The sequence below is a fragment of the Reyranella sp. genome, assembly GCF_965249915.1.
Taxonomy (GTDB): Bacteria; Pseudomonadota; Alphaproteobacteria; order Reyranellales; family Reyranellaceae; genus Reyranella.
Window position 1 is genome coordinate 1,543,323 of record NZ_OZ252257.1, and the last position, 21,783, is coordinate 1,565,105.

Genomic DNA, 21,783 nt, shown 5'->3' on the forward strand with positions numbered 1-21,783 from the left:
CTTCACGCCCAACCGCCCTTGGGCAAGGCGACCAGCAGCGCCTGACGGCGCCGCATCCCTTTGATGGAGCCTCTTTCCATGTCGACCAACCTTCTCCAGACCGGGCGCGCGGTGAACGCGGCCCTCTATACGGCCCTGACCATGGGCCCCGCCGCCTGGGCGGACCGCTACGCCATGACGATCCAGAGCAACCAGGCGTCGGAACTCTATGCCTGGCTGGGAAACGTGCCGGTGATGCGCGAGTGGATCGGCGGGCGCCAGGCCAAGCAGCTGCGCGAGTACAGCTGGCGCGTCGACAACAAGGATTACGAGGCCACCCTCGAGGTCCATCTCAACGAGCTTCGCCGCGGATCTTCGGGCGACGCCATCCGTCTCAAGATCGCCCAGCTGGCGCAGCGCGTTCAGTCGTTCCCGTCCAAGCAGTTGACCCAGCTGCTGATCGACGGTGAATCGACGGCGTGCTACGACGGCCAGTACTTCTTCGACACCGACCATGCCGAAGGCGACTCCGGCGCGCAGTCGAACGACCTCACCTACGCGGCGGCCACCGGCACCACGCCGACCATCGCCGAGTTCCGTGACGCCGTGATGCAGTCGATCACGACAATCATGTCGTACAAGGACGACCAGGGCGAGCCGGCCAACGAGGACGCGAACGCGTTCGAGATCATGGTCCCGCCGACCCTGATGGCCACGGCCATCTCCGCGATCCGCCTGCCGACCCTCGATGCCGGCGCGACCAACATCATTCCGGCGCTGTCGGAATTCAGCATCGTTCCCGTGGTGAACGCGCGCCTGACCGCGGCCAACAAGTTCTACACGGTCCGCACCGACGGCCCGATGAAGCCGTTCATCAAGCAGGTCGAGCAGGAGCTGCAGGTCGCCTCGATCGCGGAGGGCTCCGAACTGGAGTTCAACGAGAAGAAGCACCGCCATGGCGTCGAGTGGATGGGCGCCTTCGCCTTCGGCTTCTGGAACAAGGCAGTGCTCACGACCTTCACCTGATCATGGTCCAGCCGGTTCGCCGGCTGGTTCGTCAAGGGCGCGACCAGCGCGCGCCCTTTTCCAACCAGGAGGACCTTCATGAAGGCTTACAAAATCGTTTCCGGCGTAGTGCAGGTGGGGGCCGGTGTGCAGATCGGGCTGGGGCGCAGCCAGGCCGAGGCGCGCGCCCACAAGCTCAAGCCCGTTGAGGGCTCGACCGGTGTCTATATCGCTACCGCCGTGCTCGACTTCCGGGCGGGCGAGATCGTCGGCCTCGAGGGCACCGCCGATATCGGCAAGGCGCAGCTCGATCAGATTGCCGAGGCAACGCCGGAAGAGGTTCGCGCCGCGATCGAGGCAGCCCGGAAGGCCGATGCCGCGCAGCAGGCCGCAAAGGATGCGGCGCGTGCCCGCATCAAGCCTGTGCCGGAAGCAAAGGCCGGGGTATCCCGCGAAGATCTGCGCAAGGCTGAGCGGCGCGGCGACGAGGCCGGCTACAAGCGCGGCTTCGAAGAAGGCAAGGCTGCGGGGATCGCCGAGGCGCGCGCCGAGCGCGAGTCTGAGTGGGCATCGCTCTACGAGAACAGCGCGGATCTCAAGGCGGAGTTCGCCACGCTGGAAGCCTACGTCGAGGCGCGCCGCAAGGCCGGTTGACCGATGTCCGTCGAATCCGCCGATGACCGCGCCGCCTTCATCGCGGACTTCGGCGTCGACATCACCTGGGCCGGCGCGCCCGCGACCTTTCTCGGTATCTTCGAGCGGCCGGCGGTGAGCACCGAGGACGGCTATGGAGCGGGTGGCACCGATCGGGTGCCCAAGCTCCTCTGTCTGGAATCCTCGCTGCCCGCCGGCGCCGATGAAGACGATGCCGTCTCGGTGGCAGGGGAGGCGGTGGCCTACGCCTGCGCCCGCATCCTCCCAGACGGCACCGGCTTCTGCGTCGTCGAACTCAAGGCGGCAGGCACCTGATGACCCTCCACGTCCGCGCCCAACTCCGCCGCGCCGTCGCGGTCCAGCTCGCCGGGCTGCCGACCACGGCCGAACGCGTGTATCTGGGCCGCATGCGCGCGCTGGGCGCCGATCATCTGCCGACCCTGCTCGTCTACACCGACGACGAGGAAACCGGGCTGACGGCAATGGGCAGCCCCGCGCTCCAGGAGCGGCGGGTCATGCTGATGGTTGAGGCCCGCGCCAAGGGAACCGACAGCGGCGACCTGCAGGATCTGCTCGATGCCATCGCGGCCGAGGTCGAGCCGGCCATCCTGAACGGTCCGACCTTCGGCGGCCTCGCGACCCTGGCCGAACTCACGAAGACGCGCACCCGCATCGAGGATAGGGCAGAGCGCCTCGATGGCGGCTTGCGCCTCGAGTTCCGCGTCCACTACCAGACGGCTGAAGGTCGCCCGACCGAAGCCATCATCGACTGATCCACCCAAGCGATCTCTCAGAGAGGAGGCCTTCATGGCTCACGGCAAGAACGGCAAGCTGGTCATCGGCGCTTCGGGCGTCGTGGCGGGCGTCACCAACTGGACGCGCTCGCAGAAGAGCGACCTGGTCGAGAATGGCGCCATGGGCGACGGCGACGACAAGTCCTACGAGGCCGGCCGGCGCGAGACCACCTACGCCATCCAGGGCAACTACAACGCCGCGGACAGCGACGGGCAGGAGCTGTTCGTCGGCGGGGCTTCCGTCGACTTCAAGCTCTATCCCGAGGGTGACGGCACCGGGAAGAAGTATTACGCCGGGAGCGGCCTGATCGAATCGGCCGACCAGACCGGGCCGCTCGACGGCAAGATCACCTACTCGTGCACGATCCGCCAGACCGGCGCCGGCACGCGGCCGACGGTGACCTGATGTCCGGTCGGGCAATCGACAAGATCATCGCGCATTACGCGGCGACCAAGGACAAGCGCCATTGTATCAAGTCTCCGGCCTGGGGGCTCGATGTCTGGTGCTCTCCCTGGACGCTGGGCGAAAAGGACCGCGTGTTCGGCGGCGGTGAAGGCTGGCGCCATCGCAGCCACGCCCGGTTGCTGGTCGTCAAGGCCCAAGACGAGGCCGGTCGCCCGCTCTTCGCGGACGTCGAGGAGACCGAGCTGCTGAACGAGGCCGACCCGGCCGAGGTCATGCGCGTCGCAGGCGCCATGCTCCTGCTGCTGAACGAAGACAATGCGGCGGCAGCCGACGGGGGCGACTCCCCAAAAGCCTGACGCCGGCCGAACGTGAGCAGGCCCGGCTCGACCACTGGCAGACGCGGCTGTGGCTGGCCGATCGGCTCGGCCGCCCTGTTTCCGGTCTCGATTCCATGGCAGTTGCCGAATTCAACATGCTGATCGCCTGGCATGCGGATCGGCGCGAAAGACGTTTGGAGTAGCTCATGGATACCGAGCGTCTATGGATGGAGATCGCGCTGCGCGATCTCACCGCGCAGGGCAAAGACGCGATCATCCGCACCGTCAAGGAGATCCAGGCGTCGATGGCCGAGGCCGAAAAGGCCTCGGGTCCCAGCGCGGCGACGCTCGCCAGTGCCGAGAAGTTCGGAAAGACCCTGGGCGACGTGGCCAAGACCGCCGCCGGCGTCTTCACCGGCATCAAGCTCGCCGATGTCGCCAAGGACTTCGCGGACTTTCACAAGACCACGATGGACGGCGTGGCCGGCCTCGTGCCGCTGGCCGACCGCCTGTCGATCACGACCGACGAGCTGCAGGCGCTGCAGGGCGCCGCGCGCCGCGCCAACGTCACCAACGAGGAGCTGAACAAGACCGTCGCGACCTTCAACAAGAACGTCGGCGACGCGGGGCAGGGCAACAAGGTCGCGATCGAGACCTTCGACAAGCTCGGGATCAAGATCCTCGACAGCCAGGGGCAGTTGCGCCCGATGCCCGACCTCCTGATGGAGACGTCGCGCGCCCTGTTGGCCGTGGAGAACGGCTCGACGCGCGCCTCGCTGGGATCCGCGCTGTTGGGCGAGAAGGGCGCCCGGCTGATTCCCCTGTTGCGCGAACTGGGCGTGCCGATCGGCGATCTGGTGGAGCGCGGCAAGAGCTTCGGCGAGATCGTCGACAAGGAAATCGCCGAGAAACTCAACAAGTCCAAGGATGCCTCCGAGGCCGCCAAGCAGCAGCTCACGGCGCTCTACGCCACGGTAGCGGCGCCGATCGAGGCCAAGGCGCTCGACATCATCGCCGAGAAGACGGCGGCAATCGTGCGCGGCCTCAAGACCTCGCGAGAGGAGAGCGACAAGCTGTTCTATGCGATGCAGGCGCGCGACTGGAACCAGGTCCTTGGCGCCATGGCCACGGGAAAGGTCCAGGACCTCAGCCAGAACCAGAGCGACGCCCTCGACCGCGAAAAGCTGGCCAAGCGCCTGGCCGATGCGGAAAACTGGTTGTCGCGGGCGCCGAAAGGTGACCGGTTTATCGGGATGCGCCAGAACGAAGTGGATGCGGCCCGGCGTGAGCTCGAAGCTTATGATCGGCTTACCGCCGCGCGCCGCAAGGCCGTCGAGATTCCGGCGATGGACGACAATCTGCGTAACGGCGGCCTGCCGGCGCAGGATGCGCCGAAGACCGCGGGCACCTCCAATCCCGTTGTTCCTGGTAGTCGCGCCGGCGGCAGCAACCGCGACCGCATCGGCGAGGCGGTGAACCAGCTCAAGGGCGAGGTCGAGGCGGCACAGGCCGCCTATGACGCGCTCGGTGCCGGCACGAAGACGCCGCTCGAGGATCTGCAGCGCGAGGTCGATCTGCGCAAGAAGATCGCGGACGAGCTGGCCAAGCTCGGCAAGTACGATCCGAAGGACCCGCGCGTCGCCCAGATCAAGGATCTGGTGAAGGCCCACGAGGAACTGGAAACCAAGATCAAGACCCGCGAAGCCGCCATGCGCGATGCGGTCGAGATCGAGCGTCGCATGGGCGACGGCACCGCCTTTCTGACGGCCGAGACGAAGCGGTTGAACGAGGCACGCGAGACCGACCGGCTCAGCGTCGTCGCCTACACGGTGGCCATGAAGGAGGCGACCGACAAGGCCGAGGATATGGGCCGCAAGGCGCGCGGCGCGATGGGCGGGGTCGACGGGCTGCTGGCCGGCATGGAGCAGGCCGCCGCCGACTGGAAGCGCAGCAACAGCGAGTTCGAGACCGGCAAGCGCCTGATGAACGACGGTTTCAACCTGGTGAAGTCCACGGTGAACGACTGGGCCACGACCGGCGTGCTCGACATCAACAAGTTCGGCCAGGCCATGCTGCAGATGATCGCCAATGTCGGTATCGCGCTGGCGCAGTCGGAACTGATGAAGCTGTTTGGGCTGGGCAAGGGCCAGTCGGGCGGCAGCATCATCGACCTGTTCGGCGGCTCGGGCTCTGGGGGCGGCGGCGGTGGGATTGGCGGATTCTTCTCCGGCCTGTTCAGCAGCGGCGGCGGGGGCGGCGACGCCTGGTCCGGGCTCAGCGCGTCGTGGGGATTCGCCGAGGGCGGCAACTATCCGGCCGGCCAGCCGCGCATCGTCGGCGAGAAGGGTTGGGAACTGGATATTCCCAACACGTCCGGCACCATCCTGAACCAGCGCCAGCTCGCGCGGCTTCTGGGCACATCGGGGCCGGAAGACCGGCAGCTTGCGATCATGGACACGTCGCCCGTCATCAACATGCCGATGACGGTGCAGGTCGGGTCGGTCGTCTCCCGCGCCGAAATGGAGCGTCAGCTCGCCCTGGTCGAACAGCGGGCGCGTCAGGGCGCGATCGCGGGGATGATCGAGGCGCGGCGCACCAGCGCGTCGATGCGCAAGACGTTCCGCTAGGAGAGGCGCGTGTCGATCACCTATCCGCTGGCGCTGCCCTCGACGCGCAAATGGCGCTCGAGCAACTGGGCGTCACAGGATCGCACGGCTGAGGTCGCGTCACCGTTCACTGGTGACGGCCAGGCGATCGTCTGGCCCTACCAACGCTGGACGCCGACCCTGACGCTGGTGTCGATGAAACGCGCCGATGCGCAGGAATGGGCAGCCTGGCTGCGCTCGCTGCGCGGCCGTTCGGGTACCTTCCTGCTGGGCGATCCGGCGCGGCCCGCCCCTCTGGGCGCGGCCGCGTTCAACCCCGGAACGCCTCTGGTCAAGGGGGCGGGCCAGTCGGGCGGTTCGCTGCTGATCGATGGCGCACCCGCCTCCGTCGCAGCCTGGCTGAAGCGCGGCGATCTGATTCAGCTGGGCGCCGGTGCGACCGCCCGGCTGCACGAAATATCTGAAGTCGTGAACACCAGCGGATCCGGCGAGGCCGCACTCTCGCTCTGGCCCGCGCTGCGCGAATCGCCGGCCGACAATTCGGCGATCGTGCTGACCAACCCGGTGGGCGTGTTCAACCGGACGTCGGACGTCGTCGAAGTTCCGACCGATACCGCGGGCTTTTACGATCTTGCTTTCGACTGCGTTGACACCTTGCGCGGGTAACCGCGCGCAAGGTGTCGGCGGCGGCAGGGCCTGTAAACAGGCCTGGGAGCCGCACGGTTCCAATGGCGCACGATGGAGAAATCACCGTCATGAGTCGTCTCGCCACCGCCACTCTCTATGCGCCGTGCGGGCTCCCGGTGCTGGTTACAGCACCTGCCGCCCGCCGGTGCTCTCGCTGCGCTGCGAGCACCTGATGCCGCGCCTGATGTCCAACGCCATGAAGGCCGCGATAGAGGCGGACATCCTCTATCCGGTCTATTTCGTCGAGATCGAGAACAGCGGCGCCACCCTGCGTCTGTGGACCGGGCGGCCGGGGCAGACGACCACCTGGAACGGTCACGACTGGCTGGGTGTGGGGTGGCTGCTGGGCTTTTCGGAGGTCGAGGAGACGGCGGAGGTGAAGGCGACGTCGATGACCATCGGCATGCCGGCGGTCCCGGAGCTGATCTCGCTGGCGCTGACCTACCTCAAACGCAACAAGCCGGCCGTGATCTATGAGGGCCTGCTGACCACCGGCTGGTCCCTGGGGGCGGATTCCGACCCGTCCGGTCCCTATGTGCTGGGCGACGATGCACCGGCCTTCGAGATCGGCGAGCCGGCCGGTGTGCTGATCGACGACCCGATCGAGGTCTTTCGCGGCCTGCTCGACATCGTCGACACCACCATCGACCCGGCGAAGCCCACGCTCTCGATCCGCTACTCGTCGCAGATGGCCGACTTCGAGCGCGCCCGCGAACGGCGCGCGACCCATGAAGACCAGCAGATCGACCACCCCGGCGACCTCTTCTACGAGTATGTGGGGCCGCTTTCTGATGCAGTAATTGACTGGGGCGGGGCCTAGTTCCATGCGTCGGGCGTCCTTGACGACCGGAGGCGCGATTGCGACTTTCCCGGTAGGGGGAGGCCTCAAATGCGCAAAACCATTCTGGCAATCGCGGTTCTGTTGGCGGCGTGTGACACCGCCTCGGTGCCTCTGGCTACAACTCAAGCGGACACCGAAGGTAAGAAGTTCGGAGCCCCGCCGAGTGGAGAAGCCACGCTTTACGTCGTTCGGGGTGGCGATGTCGGCACTCTGATAAATGTAACGGTCGGCGCAAGGTCCCTGGGACCTCTGGGCAATTTCACATGGTTCAGGGTCGATATGGCGCCGGGCACGCTCGACGTCCGATGCGCCGGCGGCGAGGCTAGCAAATCCACCACCGTGACCCTTTCGGCAGGCGAGGTCCGTTTTGTCGAGACGCGTGCCACGACGGGATTGTGGAACTCGCGTTGCGAGATCGGCGAGGTTCCTGCGCCGGCTGGTCGCGATCTTGTGCTTAGAGGCAAGCGAGCTGTCGAACTGAGGTAGCGGCGGCCCTCGCGCCGCGGTGCGAGGGCAGGCCATGTTGCTGAGATTTCCGGACTGGCCACAGCGGCTGTCCGCCTTCATCGCCGAGCGCCGTTCGCGGCCGTACGAGTACGGCGCCAACGATTGCGGCGGTTTCGTTATCGACGGTATTCACGCTCTGACCGGCACTTTGCTGGTGCCCGAGGTCGGGCGCCCTGCGTCTCGGCTTGCTGTCGCGCGCTTCTTGGCGCCTTACGGCGGCAGCGTGGAGGTCTGGATCGACTCTCTGCTTGGTGCCCGCCTGACCACGCCCAAGCTGGCGCAGCGTGGCGACGTCATATCATTCGAAGCTGATGGTGGGCTCCACCTGGCGCTGGTTGTCGGGTCTGCCGCCGCTACGCCTGGGCCGACTGGTTTATTGTGGGTTCCTCGCGGCCTTTGGACTAGCGGCTGGAAAGTGGGCTGATTCATGCCGGCGCTCATACCAATTCTAGTCACGGTGGCTGTTTCGGCAGCGCTCTCCGTCGGCATGCGCCTGCTGCAGTCCCTGATCGCCAAGCCGCAACAGGAATCCTTCGGCGGCCAGCTCTCTCGCGATCCGGGCAGCCAGCTCACCCTGCCGCGCGCCGCCGACGCCAAGAACATCGTCTTCGGCAAGTCCCGCGTGCAGGGCAACATCGTGTTCTGGGGCACCAGCGACAACAAGCGCATCCTGAACCTGATCGTCGAATGGGCCGGTCACGAAATCGACGGCTACGAGGAGCTCTATTTCGGTGACGAAGTGGTGCGGCTCGATGGCGCCGGCGGGGCCTACGACAAGTGGCAGGGATACGTCTTCTATCAGGACTTCCTCGGCACCGAGGATCAACCGGCGGCCGGCGGCCTGATGCAGCAGATGCCGTCGAAGTGGACCTCGGCCCATCGCGGCGCCGGCGTCGCCTACAGCTACATCGCCCTGCACCGCAATCCGGGCCTGTTCACCCAGGGCCTGCCCAACATGTGGCGGGTGGTGCGCGGCAAGAAACTCTACGACCTGCGCACCGGGACGACCGCCTTCAGCGACAATGCCGCCCTGGCCGTGGCGGCCTGGCTGAACGACGCCAAGTACGGGCGCGGCATCTCCTACGACGACATGGATCTCGACGCCCTCGAGGCGTCGGCCAATGTCTGCGACGAGACCGTGCCGCTGAAGGAAGGCGGCACCGAGAAGCGCTTCACCGCCAACGGCGTGCTGAGTTCGGACACGCCCTTCGTCGACAATCTCGAAAAGCTGCTGAGCGCCAGCGTCGGCAAGGCCATGTTCATCGGCGGCAAGTGGACCATCAAGGCCGCCGCCTGGGAGGAGCCGCAGTTCCCTTCCTTCACCCTGGCCGACTTCCGCGACACGTTCAGCGTCCAGTTCTTCCAGCCCAAGGCCGATTCCTTCAACGCCATCAAGGGCACCTTCAAGAATCCGGCTAAGCTTTCCCAAAAGGACGACTTCCCGGCCGTCACCTCGGCCGCCTACGAGGCCGAGGATGGGGGCGGCCGCGAGTTCAAGGACGTCGCCCTGGACTTCACCGCCACCGCCTCGATGTGCCAGCGCCTGGCCCGCATCGACATGCGCAAGGCGCGGCAGCCCATCACCTTCACCGCGCCGATGAAGCCCAAGGGGCTGCGCAGCGTGCCGGGCGACGTCGAGCGCTTCACGATCGCCGAGCTGGGCTGGGTCGACAAGCCCTTCGAGGTGACCGCGGTGCGCCACGTGATGGGCTTCGGGCCCGGCGGCGATGAGGGGCAGGGCATGGGCGTGATCGGCGTCGATCTCGACCTGCGCGAGACCGCCGAGTCGATCTATGCCTGGAACCCGGCGCTCGACGAGAGTGTCCTGGACCCGGCCCCCAACACGACGCTGCCCGGCCTCTATGACGTGCTGCCGCCGGCCAGCCTGGCGGTGCTCGAGGAGCTCTACGAGACCCGGGCGATCGGCGTGAAGGCGAGGGCGGTGCTCTCCTGGGGCGCGTCGCCCGACGGCTTCGTGCGCGAGTATCAGCCGCTCTGGCGGCTGCAGGACGAGACCGAGTGGCGGCGCCTACCGAGGGTCACGGGACTGTCCACCACCATCGACGACATCGCGCCGGGCTCCTGGGTGTTCGGCGTCGCGGCCTGCAACCGGGTGACCGAGTCCGAGCCGTTGGTCGTCTACCGCGACATCCGCGGCCTGCTGGCGCCGCCCGATTCGCCGCAGAACGTCACCGGCGTTGTGCTGGGCAATGCCGTCCTGTTCGACTGGGACCCGACGCCGGATCTCGACGTGCGCATCGGCGGGGCCATGGTGGTGCGTCACGATCCCGCGCTCTCGGGTGCGTCGTGGGAGACGGCGACGCCGGTCGGCAAGCCCTTCACCGGCAACTCGGCCGGCGGGGCGCTGCCCTGCGCCACCGGAACCTACCTGTTCCGCTGGCGCGATTCCTCCGGCCAGTATTCGACCGGCACGGCAAGCTGGCCGATCGAGCAGGGCAATGCCGACGGCTGGTCGGTGCTCGATACCCTGGCCGAAGACCCGTCCTTCGGCGGGACCAAGACCAACTGCGCGGTGAGCGGCGGCAACCTGGTGCTCGATGCCGGAGAGGCGTCGGGCGCCTACCGGTTCGGGCCGGTCGATCTCACCGCGACGACCAACGTGCGGGTGACCGGCCGCATCGCAGGCCAGGTCGTGAACACCAGCGATCTCTGGGACTCCACAGAGCTGTGCGACTCCGAGGAAAGCTGGGACGAGGTCGTGAGCGGCAACGAGGTCACGGCGCGCCTGTGGGTGCGCAAGACCGATGACGACCCGGCCGGCTCGCCGGTGTGGGGCGAGTGGACGCCGTTCCTGGTCGCCGAGTTCGCCGCCCGCGGCCTCGAATTTGAACTGCGCTTCGCAGCCGCCGACACGGATTACGGGCTGGAAGTTTCCGAGCTCGATGTGGTGGTCGAGGCCAAAACGTAACCCCTCCGCTCGGAAACTTCGGCAGGCGGCAGCGCCTTTAGGGGCTTGGTCACAAGCCCCGGAGGCGCGGGAGCCTGCACGGCAGCAACGAAGACAAGGATCATCGCTAAATGTCCCAGCACGATCTCACGATCGACAATGCCAGCCGCACCACCGTGCGCGGCGACATTCAGAGCGCCCTGCAGGCTCTGGGCTCGCTGATGAAGGGCTCGTCGGCGCCGTCCACGCTCTACAGCGGCATGCTGTGGCTCGACGACGACACGCCCTCGTCGACCCTGTGGACTCTGAAGCAATATGACGGCACCGACTGGATCGTCTGGGGATATGTCGACACGGTCGCCAATACCTTCGTGCCGGCCTCGTCGCTGGCGATCGGCGGGGCCAAGGGGCTGATCTCCGGCTGGACCTCGGTCAACAATGGCAGCGACCCGCTGCACGACATCGACATCGCGGCCGGCGCGGGCATCGACACGACCGGCGTGGCGCTGATCCAGGGCGTGGCGCTGACCAAGCGCTACGATGCTTCCTGGGCCGCCGGCAATGGCAATGGCGGCCGTCGCGGCAGCGCCGCCAACGGCGACTGGTGGATCCATGCCGTGCTGAACGTGTCGGCCCAGACGGTCGATTACATCTTCGACCAGTCGCGGACCGCACCCAGCCTGCCCTCGGGCTACACGCTGTTCCGGCCGATCGGCTGGTTTCAGGTGGCCTCGGGCGAGGTCGGCCCGTTCCATTCCTACGAGCTGCCGGGCGGCGGCCTCGAGATCGCGCGCGACCTGCGGGCCACCGATGTCAGCGAGACGATCGGCACCGCGCGCTCGCTGGTGAGCCTGCCCAGCGTCCCGACCGGCATCTCCGTCGTCGCCACGCTGGCCGTCGAGATGACCGGTCACAACGTGGCGCTCGACATCAACTGCCCCGATCACAACGAGATCACGCCGTCGATCGGCAGCGGTCTCGGCCTGGCCGGCATCAACATCGGCATCTCGATGTCGCCCGGCAGCCAGTTCGTCTCCGGCGTCACGGCCGTCGTGAAGTACCAGCAGCGCGCCCGCACCGACACGAGCCGGCAGTTGGCGATGCAGGCCAGCGCCGCCGGCGTCGGCGTCAAGGCCGCCGTCGATTCGTTCGAGTGGTCGCGCCGCTAGCGGCGCGGGTGAGCGGCAGGGCTTGTAACCAAGCCCGGGAGCTCACTCGGTTCCTACTGCGCACGTTCACATGAATTCATCGTGGAGCGACAAGATGATCCGTTCTGCACCGTGCAGGCTCTCGGGCCTTCAGCGCTGCGCGCCTGCAGGCCCTGCCGCCTGCTGGCGCTCTCGCTGCGCTGCGAGCACCGGGGCGCGTCATGGCCGATATTAAACGCGTCCCTGCGCTCGACCCGATCACCGCGGCCGAGTTGGCGACGGACGATCTGCATCTCGTCTGGGATACGTCCGCGGCGACCCTGAAGCGGATCTCTCGATCCGAGCTGGTCGCGGCCCTGGCGGCGTGGACGGTGATCACTGCCGATTACGTGGCCGTGGCAGGCGACCGGCTGCGGGCTGACACGTCAGCCGGCGCCATCAACGTCACCCTGCCGGACAGCCCGGACGACACCGATGCGCCGATCATGATCCTGGATCAAGACGGCACCTGGCCGATCCACAACCTGGTGCTGATCGGCAGCTTCGTCGGCGGCGCGACCTCGGTGCGCTGCGAGGATACCGCAGAGTTGTCTCTCCGTCCGCAAGGCGGCGCCTGGCTCGTCTGCCTCTAAGGGAGTTTGTCGATGTCCGAAGCGAACCTGCGGGATTTCGCGCTTCCCGCGCGACTGCGAGATGCCGACGATCCAGCCAAGATCGCGGCGGTCGTCGCGACCGAGGAAGCGACCGGCTCGACGAAGAAGGGGCTCCTCTCCCGCATCGTCGGCTTCGTGGATCTGTTGAGCCGTATCGGCGAGGTCCAGGCCTCGCCCACGGCGTACACCCTGCTCGACCGGCTCAAGACGATCGCAGCCGCGCTGGCTGGCACGCTGACGGTGCAGGGCGCGAACAGTACGACGGCGACGGCGACGATCACCGGGGGCGACGCGACGGGCCTCTCGGGGGCCGTGGACTGTGGCAGCGCGCGACTGGCGTTGATCATCATGCCGGCCGGCTGGACCGCCGCCGATCTCACGTTCAAGGAGAGCGTCGACAACAGCACCTTCGTCGACAAGTACGATGCCTATGGCGTCGAATACACGGTGGTCTGCGCCGCTTCGCGCGCGATCGTGATCAACCTCCCGGACTTCCTCGGCGCCCGCTACCTGAAATTTCGCAGCGGCACGTCGGGCACGCCCGTCACGCAAAGCGGCAACCGCGTCCTGACCCTGGTCCTCGTGCCGTGAGCTTCGTCGGCCGGAAGCGGTCGCTCCTCGACACGCCGAGTCGCGGGCCGGGGTTTCTGGTGGCGGGCGTCGGGCGGGCGCGCACCCTGGCGCAGCTGAAGACGATGCTGGACGCCAATCCGTCCGCCGACGTCACGCTGCTGGGCGACTACAACGCCGAGCGCGACGGCGTCTTCGCCTCCGCGCCCCTGGCCACGACGGCTGCCTACACCGGAACCTTCGACGGCCAGTTCTACAAGTTCCGGGGCTTCCGCCTGACCGACACGTCGGCCGTCCCCAGCCGCGACATCGGCATCTTCGCGCAGATCGGCGACAACAGCGGCGCCGGCAAGATCAAGAACCTGACCATTGGCGGCACGATCAGGCAGACCGCCTGGGAGCGCGAGACGATCGACGGGCAGAACCGCTTTCTGCTGGGCGTCACGGTCGGCGGCCTGTGCGCGTTCAACCGCGGCACGATCGAGTACGTCCGGACCGAAATGAAGGTCTTCGGCTCGGGCTCGGGCGGCCAGTTCGCCGGGCTCGTCGGCCGCAACCTCGAATGGACCGACAAGACCATCACCGGCATCACGCGGGCCGCCAACGGCGTCATGACGATCGCCAACCACGGCATGCAGACCGGGGCGCGGCTCTACCTCAAAGACATCGTCGGCATGACCGAGCTCAACGGTCAGACGGTGACGATCGCCCGGATCGACGCCAATACATTCAGCATCGGCGTCAACACGACGGGATATGGCGCCTATGTCTCGGGCGGCGTCGCGCTGGGCGCGGGCACGGTCAGGTTCTGCACGGCCGCCGGCGCCGTGGTCCTGAACAGCTTCGCCTATAATTGCTATCACTCGCCGCTGGTCGGCTCGAACCACGGCCTGCTCGAGCACAACCGCACCCTCGCATCCTGCGTCAGCATCGCGGCGGGCGGCTACAACCTCACGCCCGTCCTGGCCGACTACTACGATACCGGCGCGGTCTTCACCGGCAGCATCACAAGCAATGTGATGACCGTGAGCAGCATCGCTCGCGGTTCGATCATCAACGGCCAGTACGTCTACGCGCCGAACTCGATTCCCGGCACGATCGTCACCGCGTCGCAGACGGTCACGGGGCAGCTCACGGGCACGCCGGGTGGGGTCGGCACCTATTCGGTCAGCGCCGGCAATAACGTCACCAGCCGCGATCTCTTCATGTCGCCCAAGGCGCCGGGCACGTCGAAGACCACCGGCTCGTGGCACGGCGGCCTCTGCGGCGACAATGGACTGCCGACGATCGGCAGCAGCCCGACCGCCCTCGTGCGCTTCTGCATCAACGAGGCGAACCTTCTCAACTCGAACAACACCAACTCCGCCAACTACACCGGCGGCATCATCGGCTACCAGGGCGACGGCCGGACCGAGGACTGTCTCAATCTCAGCACGAGGCTGACCGGTGCGAACAGCGTCGGTGGCATCCTGGGCTGCGGGGCCATCTCGACCAACGCGCTGCGGCGCTGCATCTCGCTCAGTGACATTCTCAGCCAGCGCGATGTCGACGGCGACTACGGCTCCAATCTGGGCACCATCTTCGGCCAGACCTACGGCATCGTCGAGGATGTCACGGGCTACGGCAACGTCTCCGGGGGCGGGGTGCTCGGCGGCGTCGGCGGCCTGGTGCGCGGCTCCGCCGTCATCACCGGGTTCGTCGGCTTCGGCAACGTTTCCGGCCTGGTGAATCTGGACGGGACGACCGGCGCCAACGTCGGCGGCCTGTTCGGCCAGACCCTCAGCGGCTGCGTCATCGACCAGGGCTTCTGCACGGGCATCAGCACCGGCTTCCTGCGCGTCGGCGCGGCGATCGGCAACGTGCAGGCCGGCTCGACTCTCACCAACGTGCGATGGGATGTCGACAGCACCGGCAGCGCGACCGGCATCGGTTCGGGCACGTCGGCAGGCGTCACCGCGATCAGCGACGCGTCGCTCATCGCGGCCATTCCGGGCGGGTTCGACGGCCGGTGGTCGCGCTCGTCCAGCCATTCGAGCTTCTACCCGTACATCAACACGCTGCCCTTGGGCGATCTGCCCGGCGGCGTGCTGCCGGCCCCGACCATCAACCTCAACCCGCCGCTTTCGGCGTCGTTCGTCGGGTTCGGGACGTCGGTCGACAGCTCGACCATCTCGCTGCCGTCCGGCCTCCAGGCGGGCGACTATTGTATCCTGTTCGATTTCTCGCAGAACGTCATCACGTCGGCGCCGTCGCTGGTCACGCCGTCGGGATTCTCCAACGTCCTGTCGCAGACCAGCGCGGCCACCCATGGCACGCGCGCGGCGCTCGGGATCAAGATCCTCGCCGGCACGGAAACCGCGCTCACCGGTATCACGGCCGGCGCGCGCGGGGCGCTGAAGGCGGCGGCCGTCTTCCGCCCGTCGAATCCCGCCGTGGGCGACGTCTGGACCCGCCTCAATGCCCGCAACGTCGTGAACGGCGCGGCTTCGGGCGTCGCCAACCAGACGGTCGGGGCCGGCACGCCGCCGTGCCTCTTCTTCGCGGCATCGGTTACCGAAGGCGGCACCAACCACGATCCCCTGATCTCGACCGGCGACAACGAATCCATCGAGATCGCCTCGGCCATCACGCCGGCTCTGAAGGCCAGGATCTCATTCCGGATCAACAATGCCGGCTCGGCGGCAGTGACCCTCAATGCCGACACCACCAACGGGGTCTGCATCGCCGGCATGAACGTCTCGGTGAGCTGACGTGGGCACCTATTTCTTCTGGTCCCGGAACCAGTCGGCGACAGTCTTGACGCCGACCGATTCCTCCTCGCTGGGAATCGGCCCGTCGAAGGTGGCGTCCCGCGCGGCCTCGACACAGTCGGAATTCGAGACCAGGCGCACGCCGACGTTGCGATCGATGAAGAAGGACCGCGTCCGGATATCCAGCGCTCCATCCGGCAGGAAGAGGCCGTTGAGCACCACCGTCGCGCCGCCCGACAGGAACTGCATGAGGAGCAGGCGCGCCTCGAGCGATTCGGTGGCGTCGAGCTCGCCCGCCACGACGCGCCGGAACAGCTCCGTGATGCCGGGCCCGGCGCCGGAGGGTGGCGGCACCGCCTCGGGATTGACCGCGAACGGGTTTCTCAGGGGCACTTCGGCCATCGCGGGCTCTCCGCCGCAGGAAGGATCGGCTGCGGAGGCAGCATACCATGAACGATGAACAATTCCTGCAGGCGGCGGTGGTCCGCTGCGAGGAGGGCGGCGGCAGCGCCGCGTTCACCGAGGAGGAGATCGCCCGCCTGGTGGCGCTCTCGGGCGTCGACGGGATCGACTATGTCGCCGACGGCTCGGGCGTCCATCCCCTCAGCGAGCGGCTGGTCCGCTGGCTCGTCGATCTCGCACGACAATCGTAGGGGCCGCCATGGATATCGAAACGATCAAGCTGCTGGGCGGCGGCTCCGCTCAGCTGATCCTGGCGGCCGTCTGTATCGGCCTGGCCTACGTCGCGTGGAAACTCGGCACGTCGCTGATCCAGATGTTCAGGGATCAGCTCGAGGCGCAGAAGGCGATGCTCCAGCAGAAATCGGAGGATAGCCGCCTCGTCGCCGAATCGCTCAAGGACATGAAAGCCACCATGGATCTGGCGCTGGCGGCGCTGAAGGGCAGGCCGTGATGTTCTTCAAGAAGGTTCGCGACGAGGTCGAGGTGCTTCGCAAGGAGAGCGAGGCTTCAGAGCGCGCCAAGGAGGCGGCGCGGCTCAACTTCAAACGGTCCCTGAGGCGGCTGGCCCGGCAGCTCGAGGAGATCCCGTTGGACGATGGCTTGAAATCGATCGGCGACGACCTGGCCGGCAACCCGGAGGGGAAATGATGGGCGGTCCGTTTGTGCACAACACGTCCGAGCTGCTGGCTCTGCTCTGCGCCGCGGGCGTCGGTGCCTGTGCCTTCCGGTGGCGGACGGCCAACCGCCGGGACTTCCTCCTGGCCTTCTGCATCTTCCTGATCGGGACGCTGATCCGCGAGCTGGTGGTCTACGTCTATGGCATCGCGTCCTGGCCGGCCGATGCGCTGACCTGGTCGGGTTTCGGTCGGCTCTTCCAGATCATCGGCGGCGCGCTGTTCGTCCGCGCGTCGCTCAAGCACGCCTGCGGCGAATGGGGCTGGCTGCTCGTGTTCGCCGTGGCGGCCTTGCTGGCCGGGCTCATTTAGCCCGGCAGCATCCGGCAGCGGCGTCTGTCTGTCTCAACACCGTGATCTTTTCTGCACCGTGCGGCCTCCCGCGCCTGTGAAGGCGCTGCCGGCCGCCGGCGATCTCCAGAGGAAAGCACCTCATGCCCTTCGAAGCCGCTGATTACCAGCGCGCGGCCGCGCATCTGCGCGTGCCCGTGCCGCACGTCATGGCGATGTCCGCCGTGGAGAGTTCGGGCGAGACCTTCTGGGTGCTCGACGGGCGCCTCGCGGTGCCGGTGCGCTTCGAGGCGCACTGGTTCGGCAAGCTGACGGACTACCGCTTCAACGCGAGTCACCCGGACCTGTCGTGCCGTGCGTGGAACCCGGATCTCGCGGCCCGCACCAAGGCCGGCGCGTGGGACCAGGTGCGGCGCGCCCATGAGCTCGACCAGGTGGCAGCATATGCCGCGACAAGCTGGGGCGGCTTCCAGGTGATGGGCTACCACTGGAAGCGCCTCGGTTACTCCGGCATCGACGTCTTTGTCGCCAGCATGAGCGCGAACGGCGACGACGGCCAGATGGACGCCTTCACGCGCTACGTGGATGCCGACGACACGCTGCAGGAAGCGCTGCGCATCGGCGACTGGGAGACGGTCGAGACGCTCTACAACGGCGGCGGCTACGGCGGTGCCTACGCGGTCAAGCTGCGCGCCGCGGCCGCGCTCTATGCCGGCGGTGTGGGCGACGCAGCGCCCCCGCCGCGCGTCCTGCGCGCCGGCGATCGTGGCGCCGATGTCGCGGCTCTTCAGACGGCGCTCGGTGTGCTGGCCGACGGCGACTTCGGGCCGGTCACCCTCGCGGCCGTCCGGCGCCTGCAGGGCGCGCGCGGCCTCGTGGTCGACGGCATCGTCGGCGTCATGACGCGCCAGGCGCTGGGCTTGTAGGAGGCCGCCATGCCCGCGTTCCTCGCATCCCCGCTCGCCAAAGTGGGCGCCATCACCCTGATCGCCGCGCTGCTCATGGGCGCCGCGGCTTGGCTGCTCCGCGACCAGTTCGCCGAAGGAAAGAAGGCCGGCGCGGCCGCCGTCACCAACGCCGTCCAGAGCGAAACCCTCAACACCGTCCGCAAGGCGCAGGAACGGAAGGACCAGGTCGATGATGAAGTCAGCAAGACCCCTTACAAGGATGCTGTTGATCGCCTCGATTAGCCTGCCGCTCGGGGCGGCGTCCTGCGAATCGCCGCCGGTCGTCGTGGCGACCAGCACGCTCTGCACCCTGACCGACCGCTACCACACGACGGCCGACCAGAAGACGGTCTATGCCGCGCGGCGCGTCACGGTGCTGAAGGATGACGGCCAGAGCGTCGAGGTCGGATCCGGCGAGGCGGTGTTCGGATCGCTGGTCCGCTGGCTGCTGGGCTTCAACAAGGTCCGCGACGCCGAGTGCCTCAAGCCATCGATCGGCAACTAGCCGGTCCACGAGATCCCGAGCCGGGCGGGTCATTTCCCCGGCATCTTCATTGGAGAGCGATATGTCCGTCAAAGCACGCATGGCTTGCAGCAACGTCAACGACTTCGGAGGGCATCGCGAGGTGTTCTTCAACGCTGCTTACTCGGCCGACAAGTCCAGTCCCAACTATAGCTTCTCGCAGGCGACCCCTCAGGCGTCGCTCCGCATGGTCATCACGAACCGAGCGGCCTTCGAGCAGTTCGTGCCGGGCAAGACGTACGACCTGGTCTTCACTGAGTTCGTCGATCTACCGAAGAGCTGATCGACCTTGAGCTCGGCGGTCGCGCATACCGTCCGCTGAGGTGCCCGTCTTGGGCGTTTCCTCCCTAAACTGCCCGTCGGCCCTTCACCGGGTCGGCGGGCGCTTTTTTTGTGTCCGGTCGCGTGCCATCGTGCGGCATGGCCCGCAAGACAAAGACCGAATCCCTGGCGCTCCACCTGATACGGGCGCTCTACGATTCGACCGGCGGCCGGCCGATGCAGTGGCGGTCGCTGGCCGGGATCTCGGAGGGTGGCGAAACGCAGGAGGCGGTGCATCTGGCCGTCGATCGCGGCTGGCTGCTGGTCGAGGGCGGGCATAGCGTCTGTCTGACCGACGCCGGCCGGCAGCTCTTACACGGCGTGTAACACCTGCCGGGCTAGACCTTGGTCACGCCGGCGCCCGCCACGCCCAGCTGCGGCCCCTGGTAGGCGCCCGGCACGGGCCGCGTCTCGATACCCGCCTCCGCGATCCAGCGCTGCATCGCCTCGGCCTCGGCCGCCGTGGCGAAGTGGATCAGCTTGCAGTCCCAGTCGGCATGTGTGCCGGCAACCGAGTACCAGCCTGCCGGCCCGGCGATGCGATCGGCGGCGGCCTGCCAGTCGGCCTTGTCCGCCTCACGGAAGGGCTCCTCGCGTCGCATGCGGGCGAAATGGGGCAGGGCTCTCAGGCGGAGCTGGTGGCTGTTCGGGCTGCGCTTCGGACGGGCCATGGCGCCAAGGTAGGGCCGCCGCCGGCGGCCGTCAGCCACCGTCTCGGCATGGCGCTGTGAGCCGGGTGCGCGGCTGCTGGCGGTGCTGGCGCGAATCGGTGGGAGCCGCTTGCGGGAAAACCCTTGCGCCGCTATGCAACAGCCTCGCCGGTGGGAGCGGCTAAGTCGTTGATCTGCTCGTCTGCTACGAGGTCGCCCCCAGCTACCAATTCCGGCCCCCGGTTCTGCGCGCTTCAAGTGTGCGGCCGGGGGCCTTTCATTTGCGCATCATCTGCGCCAATTTGCGATCATGGCCACCGGACACACGCAGCAGACCGACGTCATCATCATAGGGGCGGGCCCGGTCGGCCTGTTTTCCGTCTTCGAGTGCGGCATGGTCCGCCTCAACTGCCATGTCGTCGATGTGCTCGACGATGCCGGTGGGCAGTGCACGGCGTTGTATCCCGAGAAGCCGATCTACGACATTCCCGGCTTTCCCCGCATCGAGGCGGCCGAGCTGATCGTCCGGCTGAAGGCCCAGGCGGCGGCCTTCCGGCCGGTCTATCACCTGGGCGAGCAGGTCCAGGCGCTGGAGCCGCTCACCGGTGGCTTCTGGCGCGTGACGACTTCCAAGGGCACCGTGCTGCAGGCCAAGGCGGTGATCATCGCCGCCGGCGTCGGCGCGTTCGGGCCCAACCGCCCGCCATTGCCCGGCATCGAGGCCTATGAGGGCCGGAGCGTCTTCTACTACGTCACCCAGCGCGAGACCTTCCGCGGCAAGCGGGTGGTGATCGCGGGCGGCGGCGATACGGCGGTCGACTGGGCGCTGTCGCTCGCCGAGATCGCGAGCCGCGTCTCGGTGATCCATCGCCGCGATCGGTTCCGGGCCGCGCCCGACAGCGAGGCGAGGCTCAAGGCGCTGGCGAAGGAGGGCAAGATCGACCTCGTGGTGCCGTACCAGCTGCACGGGCTCGAAGGCGCGGGCGGCCAGCTGACGGCGGTGACGGTCGCCACCCTTGAGGGGGCGACGAAGCGGATCGAGGCCGACGTGCTGCTGCCGTTCTTCGGCCTATCGATGTCACTCGGTCCGATCGCCGAGTGGGGGCTGGCGCTGGAGCGCAACCAGATCGAGATCGATCCGGCGACCGCGGCGACGAGCAAGGCCGGGATCTTCGGCGTGGGCGACGTCGTCACCTATCCGGGCAAGCTGAAGCTGATCCTGACGGGCTTCGCGGAGGCCGCGATCGCCGCGCGCTCGGCCTACGCACTCATCCATCCCGAGACGCCGCTGCACTTCGAGTATTCGACGACTTCGGGCGTGCCCGACGCCTGAGCGGGCCGCCGTGGACACCTTCTGCTCCGATGCAGAACTCGGCTACGAGCGGAACCGGACGCGGTTCGTCCCGGGAGAGAAGCTCCAGCTGGACGAGGCCTATCGCCTCGCGCATCTGCCGTTGATTGCACCGGATCATGCCGACGTGATCTCGTCGCGCCCCGGTGCCACGTATCGCATGGGACGGCACGAGCGCATCTTCTCGCTGGTCCTGCCGATCCCTCCGGACGAGCTGGAGAAATCCGCCGCGTATCGGGAGCTGGACGGTGAGCTGAGGCAGTTGCCCTTCGCGAACAAGATCGCCTGGGACCTGCTGCCTAAGCGCGGCGACAAACTCCATGCGACGATCTGCGGATCTCTGTCGAAGGATGTGCCGTACCATGTTTCCGACGACGAGAGGGCCGCGCTCAGCCAGCTCGGTCCGTTGCGTGTCGAGGTGCGCGGCCTGTTCTCCGGCAACATCAACGTCGGCCGCCTCTATCTGCGCGTCTACCCGGAGTGTCGGAACGGCATGAACCTGCTGCGGCGGATCCAGAGCGCTCTCGGCAGGCCCGAGACGGACCTGTACCTCGTCGGCCTGTTCAACTTCGTCGATCATTTGGAGGCCGTGGAAGCGGCGGCGCTGCACGACCTCATCCAGCGCTGGTGGCACCGTTCCATCCTGACGCTCGACGTGACCGCGCTCTGGCTCCTCGGCGCCTCCGACGACCTCGTCCTGGAGGCGGCAGTCGAGGACGTGATTGCCCTCGCGTGAGCC

The 21,783-nt window shown here is 67.4% G+C and carries 29 protein-coding genes; 27 read left to right on the plus strand and 2 right to left on the minus strand.

Features of this window, described 5'->3' with window-relative positions; translation table 11 throughout:
* Window positions 1–78: 78 nt before the first annotated feature.
* The 16 genes from ACP15H_RS07680 to ACP15H_RS07755 all read left to right on the plus strand — a co-directional run bounded on the left by ACP15H_RS07680 (window position 79) and on the right by ACP15H_RS07755 (window position 15,825).
* A complete protein-coding gene (locus tag ACP15H_RS07680) occupies window positions 79–1,005 on the plus strand; it encodes a Mu-like prophage major head subunit gpT family protein (RefSeq protein ID WP_425065614.1) in 927 nt (308 codons plus the stop codon).
* A 78-nt stretch (window positions 1,006–1,083) separates the two neighbouring features.
* Window positions 1,084–1,638, plus strand: coding sequence for a hypothetical protein (locus ACP15H_RS07685; protein WP_425065615.1), 555 nt, complete (start codon window positions 1,084–1,086; stop codon window positions 1,636–1,638).
* Window positions 1,639–1,641: 3 nt separating this feature from the next.
* Window positions 1,642–1,953, plus strand: coding sequence for a head-tail joining protein (locus tag ACP15H_RS07690; RefSeq protein WP_425065616.1), 312 nt, complete (start codon window positions 1,642–1,644; stop codon window positions 1,951–1,953).
* Window positions 1,953–2,411, plus strand: coding sequence for a hypothetical protein (locus ACP15H_RS07695; RefSeq protein WP_425065617.1), 459 nt, complete (start codon window positions 1,953–1,955; stop codon window positions 2,409–2,411). Before ACP15H_RS07690 ends, ACP15H_RS07695 begins: the two co-directional genes overlap by 1 nt.
* 34 nt (window positions 2,412–2,445) lie before the next feature.
* Window positions 2,446–2,838, plus strand: a complete 393-nt coding sequence (locus tag ACP15H_RS07700) for a hypothetical protein (protein ID WP_425065618.1) — start codon at window positions 2,446–2,448, stop codon at window positions 2,836–2,838.
* A complete protein-coding gene (locus tag ACP15H_RS07705; protein WP_425065619.1) occupies window positions 2,838–3,194 on the plus strand; it encodes a hypothetical protein in 357 nt (118 codons plus the stop codon). Before ACP15H_RS07700 ends, ACP15H_RS07705 begins: the two co-directional genes overlap by 1 nt.
* A 167-nt stretch (window positions 3,195–3,361) precedes the next feature.
* Entirely contained in the window at window positions 3,362–5,782 is a 2,421-nt protein-coding gene (locus ACP15H_RS07710) for a hypothetical protein (protein WP_425065620.1), read from the plus strand.
* Window positions 5,783–5,791: 9 nt separating this feature from the next.
* The gene (locus tag ACP15H_RS07715; RefSeq protein WP_425065621.1) at window positions 5,792–6,427 is read left to right on the plus strand and encodes a hypothetical protein; all 636 of its coding nucleotides are present in this window, start codon (window positions 5,792–5,794) and stop codon (window positions 6,425–6,427) included.
* A gap of 124 nt (window positions 6,428–6,551) precedes the next feature.
* Window positions 6,552–7,268 carry a hypothetical protein gene (locus ACP15H_RS07720; protein ID WP_425065622.1) on the plus strand — a complete coding sequence of 239 codons (717 nt, stop codon included), beginning with the start codon at window positions 6,552–6,554 and terminating at the stop codon, window positions 7,266–7,268.
* 69 nt (window positions 7,269–7,337) lie between these two features.
* A complete protein-coding gene (locus ACP15H_RS07725) occupies window positions 7,338–7,775 on the plus strand; it encodes a hypothetical protein (protein WP_425065623.1) in 438 nt (145 codons plus the stop codon).
* A 34-nt stretch (window positions 7,776–7,809) separates the two neighbouring features.
* Window positions 7,810–8,220 carry a DUF6950 family protein gene (locus ACP15H_RS07730; protein WP_425065624.1) on the plus strand — a complete coding sequence of 137 codons (411 nt, stop codon included), beginning with the start codon at window positions 7,810–7,812 and terminating at the stop codon, window positions 8,218–8,220.
* Window positions 8,221–8,253: 33 nt separating this feature from the next.
* Window positions 8,254–10,725, plus strand: coding sequence for a hypothetical protein (locus ACP15H_RS07735; RefSeq protein WP_425065625.1), 2,472 nt, complete (start codon window positions 8,254–8,256; stop codon window positions 10,723–10,725).
* Window positions 10,726–10,835: 110 nt separating this feature from the next.
* Window positions 10,836–11,873, plus strand: coding sequence for a hypothetical protein (locus tag ACP15H_RS07740; protein WP_425065626.1), 1,038 nt, complete (start codon window positions 10,836–10,838; stop codon window positions 11,871–11,873).
* Between the two features lie 200 nt (window positions 11,874–12,073).
* Window positions 12,074–12,484, plus strand: coding sequence for a hypothetical protein (locus ACP15H_RS07745; protein ID WP_425065627.1), 411 nt, complete (start codon window positions 12,074–12,076; stop codon window positions 12,482–12,484).
* 12 nt (window positions 12,485–12,496) lie between these two features.
* Window positions 12,497–13,096, plus strand: a complete 600-nt coding sequence (locus ACP15H_RS07750; RefSeq protein WP_425065628.1) for a hypothetical protein — start codon at window positions 12,497–12,499, stop codon at window positions 13,094–13,096.
* Window positions 13,093–15,825, plus strand: a complete 2,733-nt coding sequence (locus ACP15H_RS07755) for a ubiquitin-activating E1 FCCH domain-containing protein (protein WP_425065629.1) — start codon at window positions 13,093–13,095, stop codon at window positions 15,823–15,825. Before ACP15H_RS07750 ends, ACP15H_RS07755 begins: the two co-directional genes overlap by 4 nt.
* Before the next feature lie 9 nt (window positions 15,826–15,834).
* Here the strand turns inward: ACP15H_RS07755 and ACP15H_RS07760 are convergent, their stop codons facing one another.
* Entirely contained in the window at window positions 15,835–16,227 is a 393-nt protein-coding gene (locus ACP15H_RS07760; protein ID WP_425065630.1) for a hypothetical protein, read from the minus strand.
* A gap of 47 nt (window positions 16,228–16,274) precedes the next feature.
* Between ACP15H_RS07760 and ACP15H_RS07765 the strand changes: the two genes are divergently transcribed.
* The 9 genes from ACP15H_RS07765 to ACP15H_RS07805 all read left to right on the plus strand — a co-directional run bounded on the left by ACP15H_RS07765 (window position 16,275) and on the right by ACP15H_RS07805 (window position 19,370).
* Window positions 16,275–16,478, plus strand: coding sequence for a hypothetical protein (locus ACP15H_RS07765; protein ID WP_425065631.1), 204 nt, complete (start codon window positions 16,275–16,277; stop codon window positions 16,476–16,478).
* 8 nt (window positions 16,479–16,486) lie between these two features.
* Window positions 16,487–16,738, plus strand: a complete 252-nt coding sequence (locus ACP15H_RS07770; RefSeq protein WP_425065632.1) for a hypothetical protein — start codon at window positions 16,487–16,489, stop codon at window positions 16,736–16,738.
* Window positions 16,738–16,935 carry a hypothetical protein gene (locus tag ACP15H_RS07775; protein ID WP_425065633.1) on the plus strand — a complete coding sequence of 66 codons (198 nt, stop codon included), beginning with the start codon at window positions 16,738–16,740 and terminating at the stop codon, window positions 16,933–16,935. The genes ACP15H_RS07770 and ACP15H_RS07775 overlap by 1 nt, the downstream gene beginning before the upstream one ends.
* Window positions 16,935–17,273 (plus strand): hypothetical protein, encoded by a 339-nt coding sequence (locus tag ACP15H_RS07780; protein WP_425065634.1) that lies wholly within the window; start codon window positions 16,935–16,937, stop codon window positions 17,271–17,273. Before ACP15H_RS07775 ends, ACP15H_RS07780 begins: the two co-directional genes overlap by 1 nt.
* 122 nt (window positions 17,274–17,395) lie before the next feature.
* Entirely contained in the window at window positions 17,396–18,178 is a 783-nt protein-coding gene (locus ACP15H_RS07785) for an N-acetylmuramidase domain-containing protein (protein ID WP_425065635.1), read from the plus strand.
* Between the two features lie 9 nt (window positions 18,179–18,187).
* A complete protein-coding gene (locus ACP15H_RS07790) occupies window positions 18,188–18,442 on the plus strand; it encodes a hypothetical protein (protein WP_425065636.1) in 255 nt (84 codons plus the stop codon).
* Window positions 18,426–18,704: a hypothetical protein gene (locus ACP15H_RS07795; protein ID WP_425065637.1), complete on the plus strand. Its 279-nt coding sequence runs from the start codon at window positions 18,426–18,428 to the stop codon at window positions 18,702–18,704. Before ACP15H_RS07790 ends, ACP15H_RS07795 begins: the two co-directional genes overlap by 17 nt.
* 61 nt (window positions 18,705–18,765) lie before the next feature.
* Window positions 18,766–19,005 carry a hypothetical protein gene (locus ACP15H_RS07800; protein ID WP_425065638.1) on the plus strand — a complete coding sequence of 80 codons (240 nt, stop codon included), beginning with the start codon at window positions 18,766–18,768 and terminating at the stop codon, window positions 19,003–19,005.
* Window positions 19,006–19,142: 137 nt separating this feature from the next.
* A complete protein-coding gene (locus tag ACP15H_RS07805) occupies window positions 19,143–19,370 on the plus strand; it encodes a hypothetical protein (protein WP_425065639.1) in 228 nt (75 codons plus the stop codon).
* Window positions 19,371–19,381: 11 nt separating this feature from the next.
* Here ACP15H_RS07805 and ACP15H_RS07810 read toward each other — a convergent pair whose 3' ends face one another.
* Window positions 19,382–19,714 carry a hypothetical protein gene (locus ACP15H_RS07810; protein WP_425065640.1) on the minus strand — a complete coding sequence of 111 codons (333 nt, stop codon included), beginning with the start codon at window positions 19,712–19,714 and terminating at the stop codon, window positions 19,382–19,384.
* Between the two features lie 289 nt (window positions 19,715–20,003).
* Here ACP15H_RS07810 and ACP15H_RS07815 point away from each other — a divergent pair, with 289 nt between their 5' ends.
* On the plus strand, window positions 20,004–21,026 hold the full coding sequence (locus tag ACP15H_RS07815) for an NAD(P)/FAD-dependent oxidoreductase (protein WP_425065641.1): 1,023 nt from the start codon (window positions 20,004–20,006) through the stop codon (window positions 21,024–21,026).
* Between the two features lie 10 nt (window positions 21,027–21,036).
* Window positions 21,037–21,780: a hypothetical protein gene (locus ACP15H_RS07820; RefSeq protein ID WP_425065642.1), complete on the plus strand. Its 744-nt coding sequence runs from the start codon at window positions 21,037–21,039 to the stop codon at window positions 21,778–21,780.
* Window positions 21,781–21,783: the final 3 nt, after the last annotated feature.

Excerpts from the sequence above, each read along its gene's own strand:
- ACP15H_RS07680 (WP_425065614.1), top strand. The coding sequence starts at position 79 with ATGTCGACCAACCTTCTCCAGACCGGGCGCGCGGTGAACGCGGCCCTC.
- ACP15H_RS07685 (WP_425065615.1), top strand. The coding sequence starts at position 1,084 with ATGAAGGCTTACAAAATCGTTTCCGGCGTAGTGCAGGTGGGGGCCGGT.
- ACP15H_RS07690 (WP_425065616.1), top strand. The coding sequence starts at position 1,642 with ATGTCCGTCGAATCCGCCGATGACCGCGCCGCCTTCATCGCGGACTTC.
- ACP15H_RS07695 (WP_425065617.1), top strand. The coding sequence starts at position 1,953 with ATGACCCTCCACGTCCGCGCCCAACTCCGCCGCGCCGTCGCGGTCCAG.
- ACP15H_RS07700 (WP_425065618.1), top strand. The coding sequence starts at position 2,446 with ATGGCTCACGGCAAGAACGGCAAGCTGGTCATCGGCGCTTCGGGCGTC.
- ACP15H_RS07705 (WP_425065619.1), top strand. The coding sequence starts at position 2,838 with ATGTCCGGTCGGGCAATCGACAAGATCATCGCGCATTACGCGGCGACC.
- ACP15H_RS07710 (WP_425065620.1), top strand. The coding sequence starts at position 3,362 with ATGGATACCGAGCGTCTATGGATGGAGATCGCGCTGCGCGATCTCACC.
- ACP15H_RS07725 (WP_425065623.1), top strand. The coding sequence starts at position 7,338 with ATGCGCAAAACCATTCTGGCAATCGCGGTTCTGTTGGCGGCGTGTGAC.
- ACP15H_RS07730 (WP_425065624.1), top strand. The coding sequence starts at position 7,810 with ATGTTGCTGAGATTTCCGGACTGGCCACAGCGGCTGTCCGCCTTCATC.
- ACP15H_RS07740 (WP_425065626.1), top strand. The coding sequence starts at position 10,836 with ATGTCCCAGCACGATCTCACGATCGACAATGCCAGCCGCACCACCGTG.
- ACP15H_RS07745 (WP_425065627.1), top strand. The coding sequence starts at position 12,074 with ATGGCCGATATTAAACGCGTCCCTGCGCTCGACCCGATCACCGCGGCC.
- ACP15H_RS07750 (WP_425065628.1), top strand. The coding sequence starts at position 12,497 with ATGTCCGAAGCGAACCTGCGGGATTTCGCGCTTCCCGCGCGACTGCGA.
- ACP15H_RS07760 (WP_425065630.1), bottom strand. The coding sequence starts at position 16,227 with ATGGCCGAAGTGCCCCTGAGAAACCCGTTCGCGGTCAATCCCGAGGCG.
- ACP15H_RS07765 (WP_425065631.1), top strand. The coding sequence starts at position 16,275 with ATGAACGATGAACAATTCCTGCAGGCGGCGGTGGTCCGCTGCGAGGAG.
- ACP15H_RS07770 (WP_425065632.1), top strand. The coding sequence starts at position 16,487 with ATGGATATCGAAACGATCAAGCTGCTGGGCGGCGGCTCCGCTCAGCTG.
- ACP15H_RS07775 (WP_425065633.1), top strand. The coding sequence starts at position 16,738 with ATGTTCTTCAAGAAGGTTCGCGACGAGGTCGAGGTGCTTCGCAAGGAG.
- ACP15H_RS07780 (WP_425065634.1), top strand. The coding sequence starts at position 16,935 with ATGGGCGGTCCGTTTGTGCACAACACGTCCGAGCTGCTGGCTCTGCTC.
- ACP15H_RS07785 (WP_425065635.1), top strand. The coding sequence starts at position 17,396 with ATGCCCTTCGAAGCCGCTGATTACCAGCGCGCGGCCGCGCATCTGCGC.
- ACP15H_RS07790 (WP_425065636.1), top strand. The coding sequence starts at position 18,188 with ATGCCCGCGTTCCTCGCATCCCCGCTCGCCAAAGTGGGCGCCATCACC.
- ACP15H_RS07800 (WP_425065638.1), top strand. The coding sequence starts at position 18,766 with ATGTCCGTCAAAGCACGCATGGCTTGCAGCAACGTCAACGACTTCGGA.
- ACP15H_RS07805 (WP_425065639.1), top strand. The coding sequence starts at position 19,143 with ATGGCCCGCAAGACAAAGACCGAATCCCTGGCGCTCCACCTGATACGG.
- ACP15H_RS07810 (WP_425065640.1), bottom strand. The coding sequence starts at position 19,714 with ATGGCCCGTCCGAAGCGCAGCCCGAACAGCCACCAGCTCCGCCTGAGA.
- ACP15H_RS07815 (WP_425065641.1), top strand. The coding sequence starts at position 20,004 with ATGGCCACCGGACACACGCAGCAGACCGACGTCATCATCATAGGGGCG.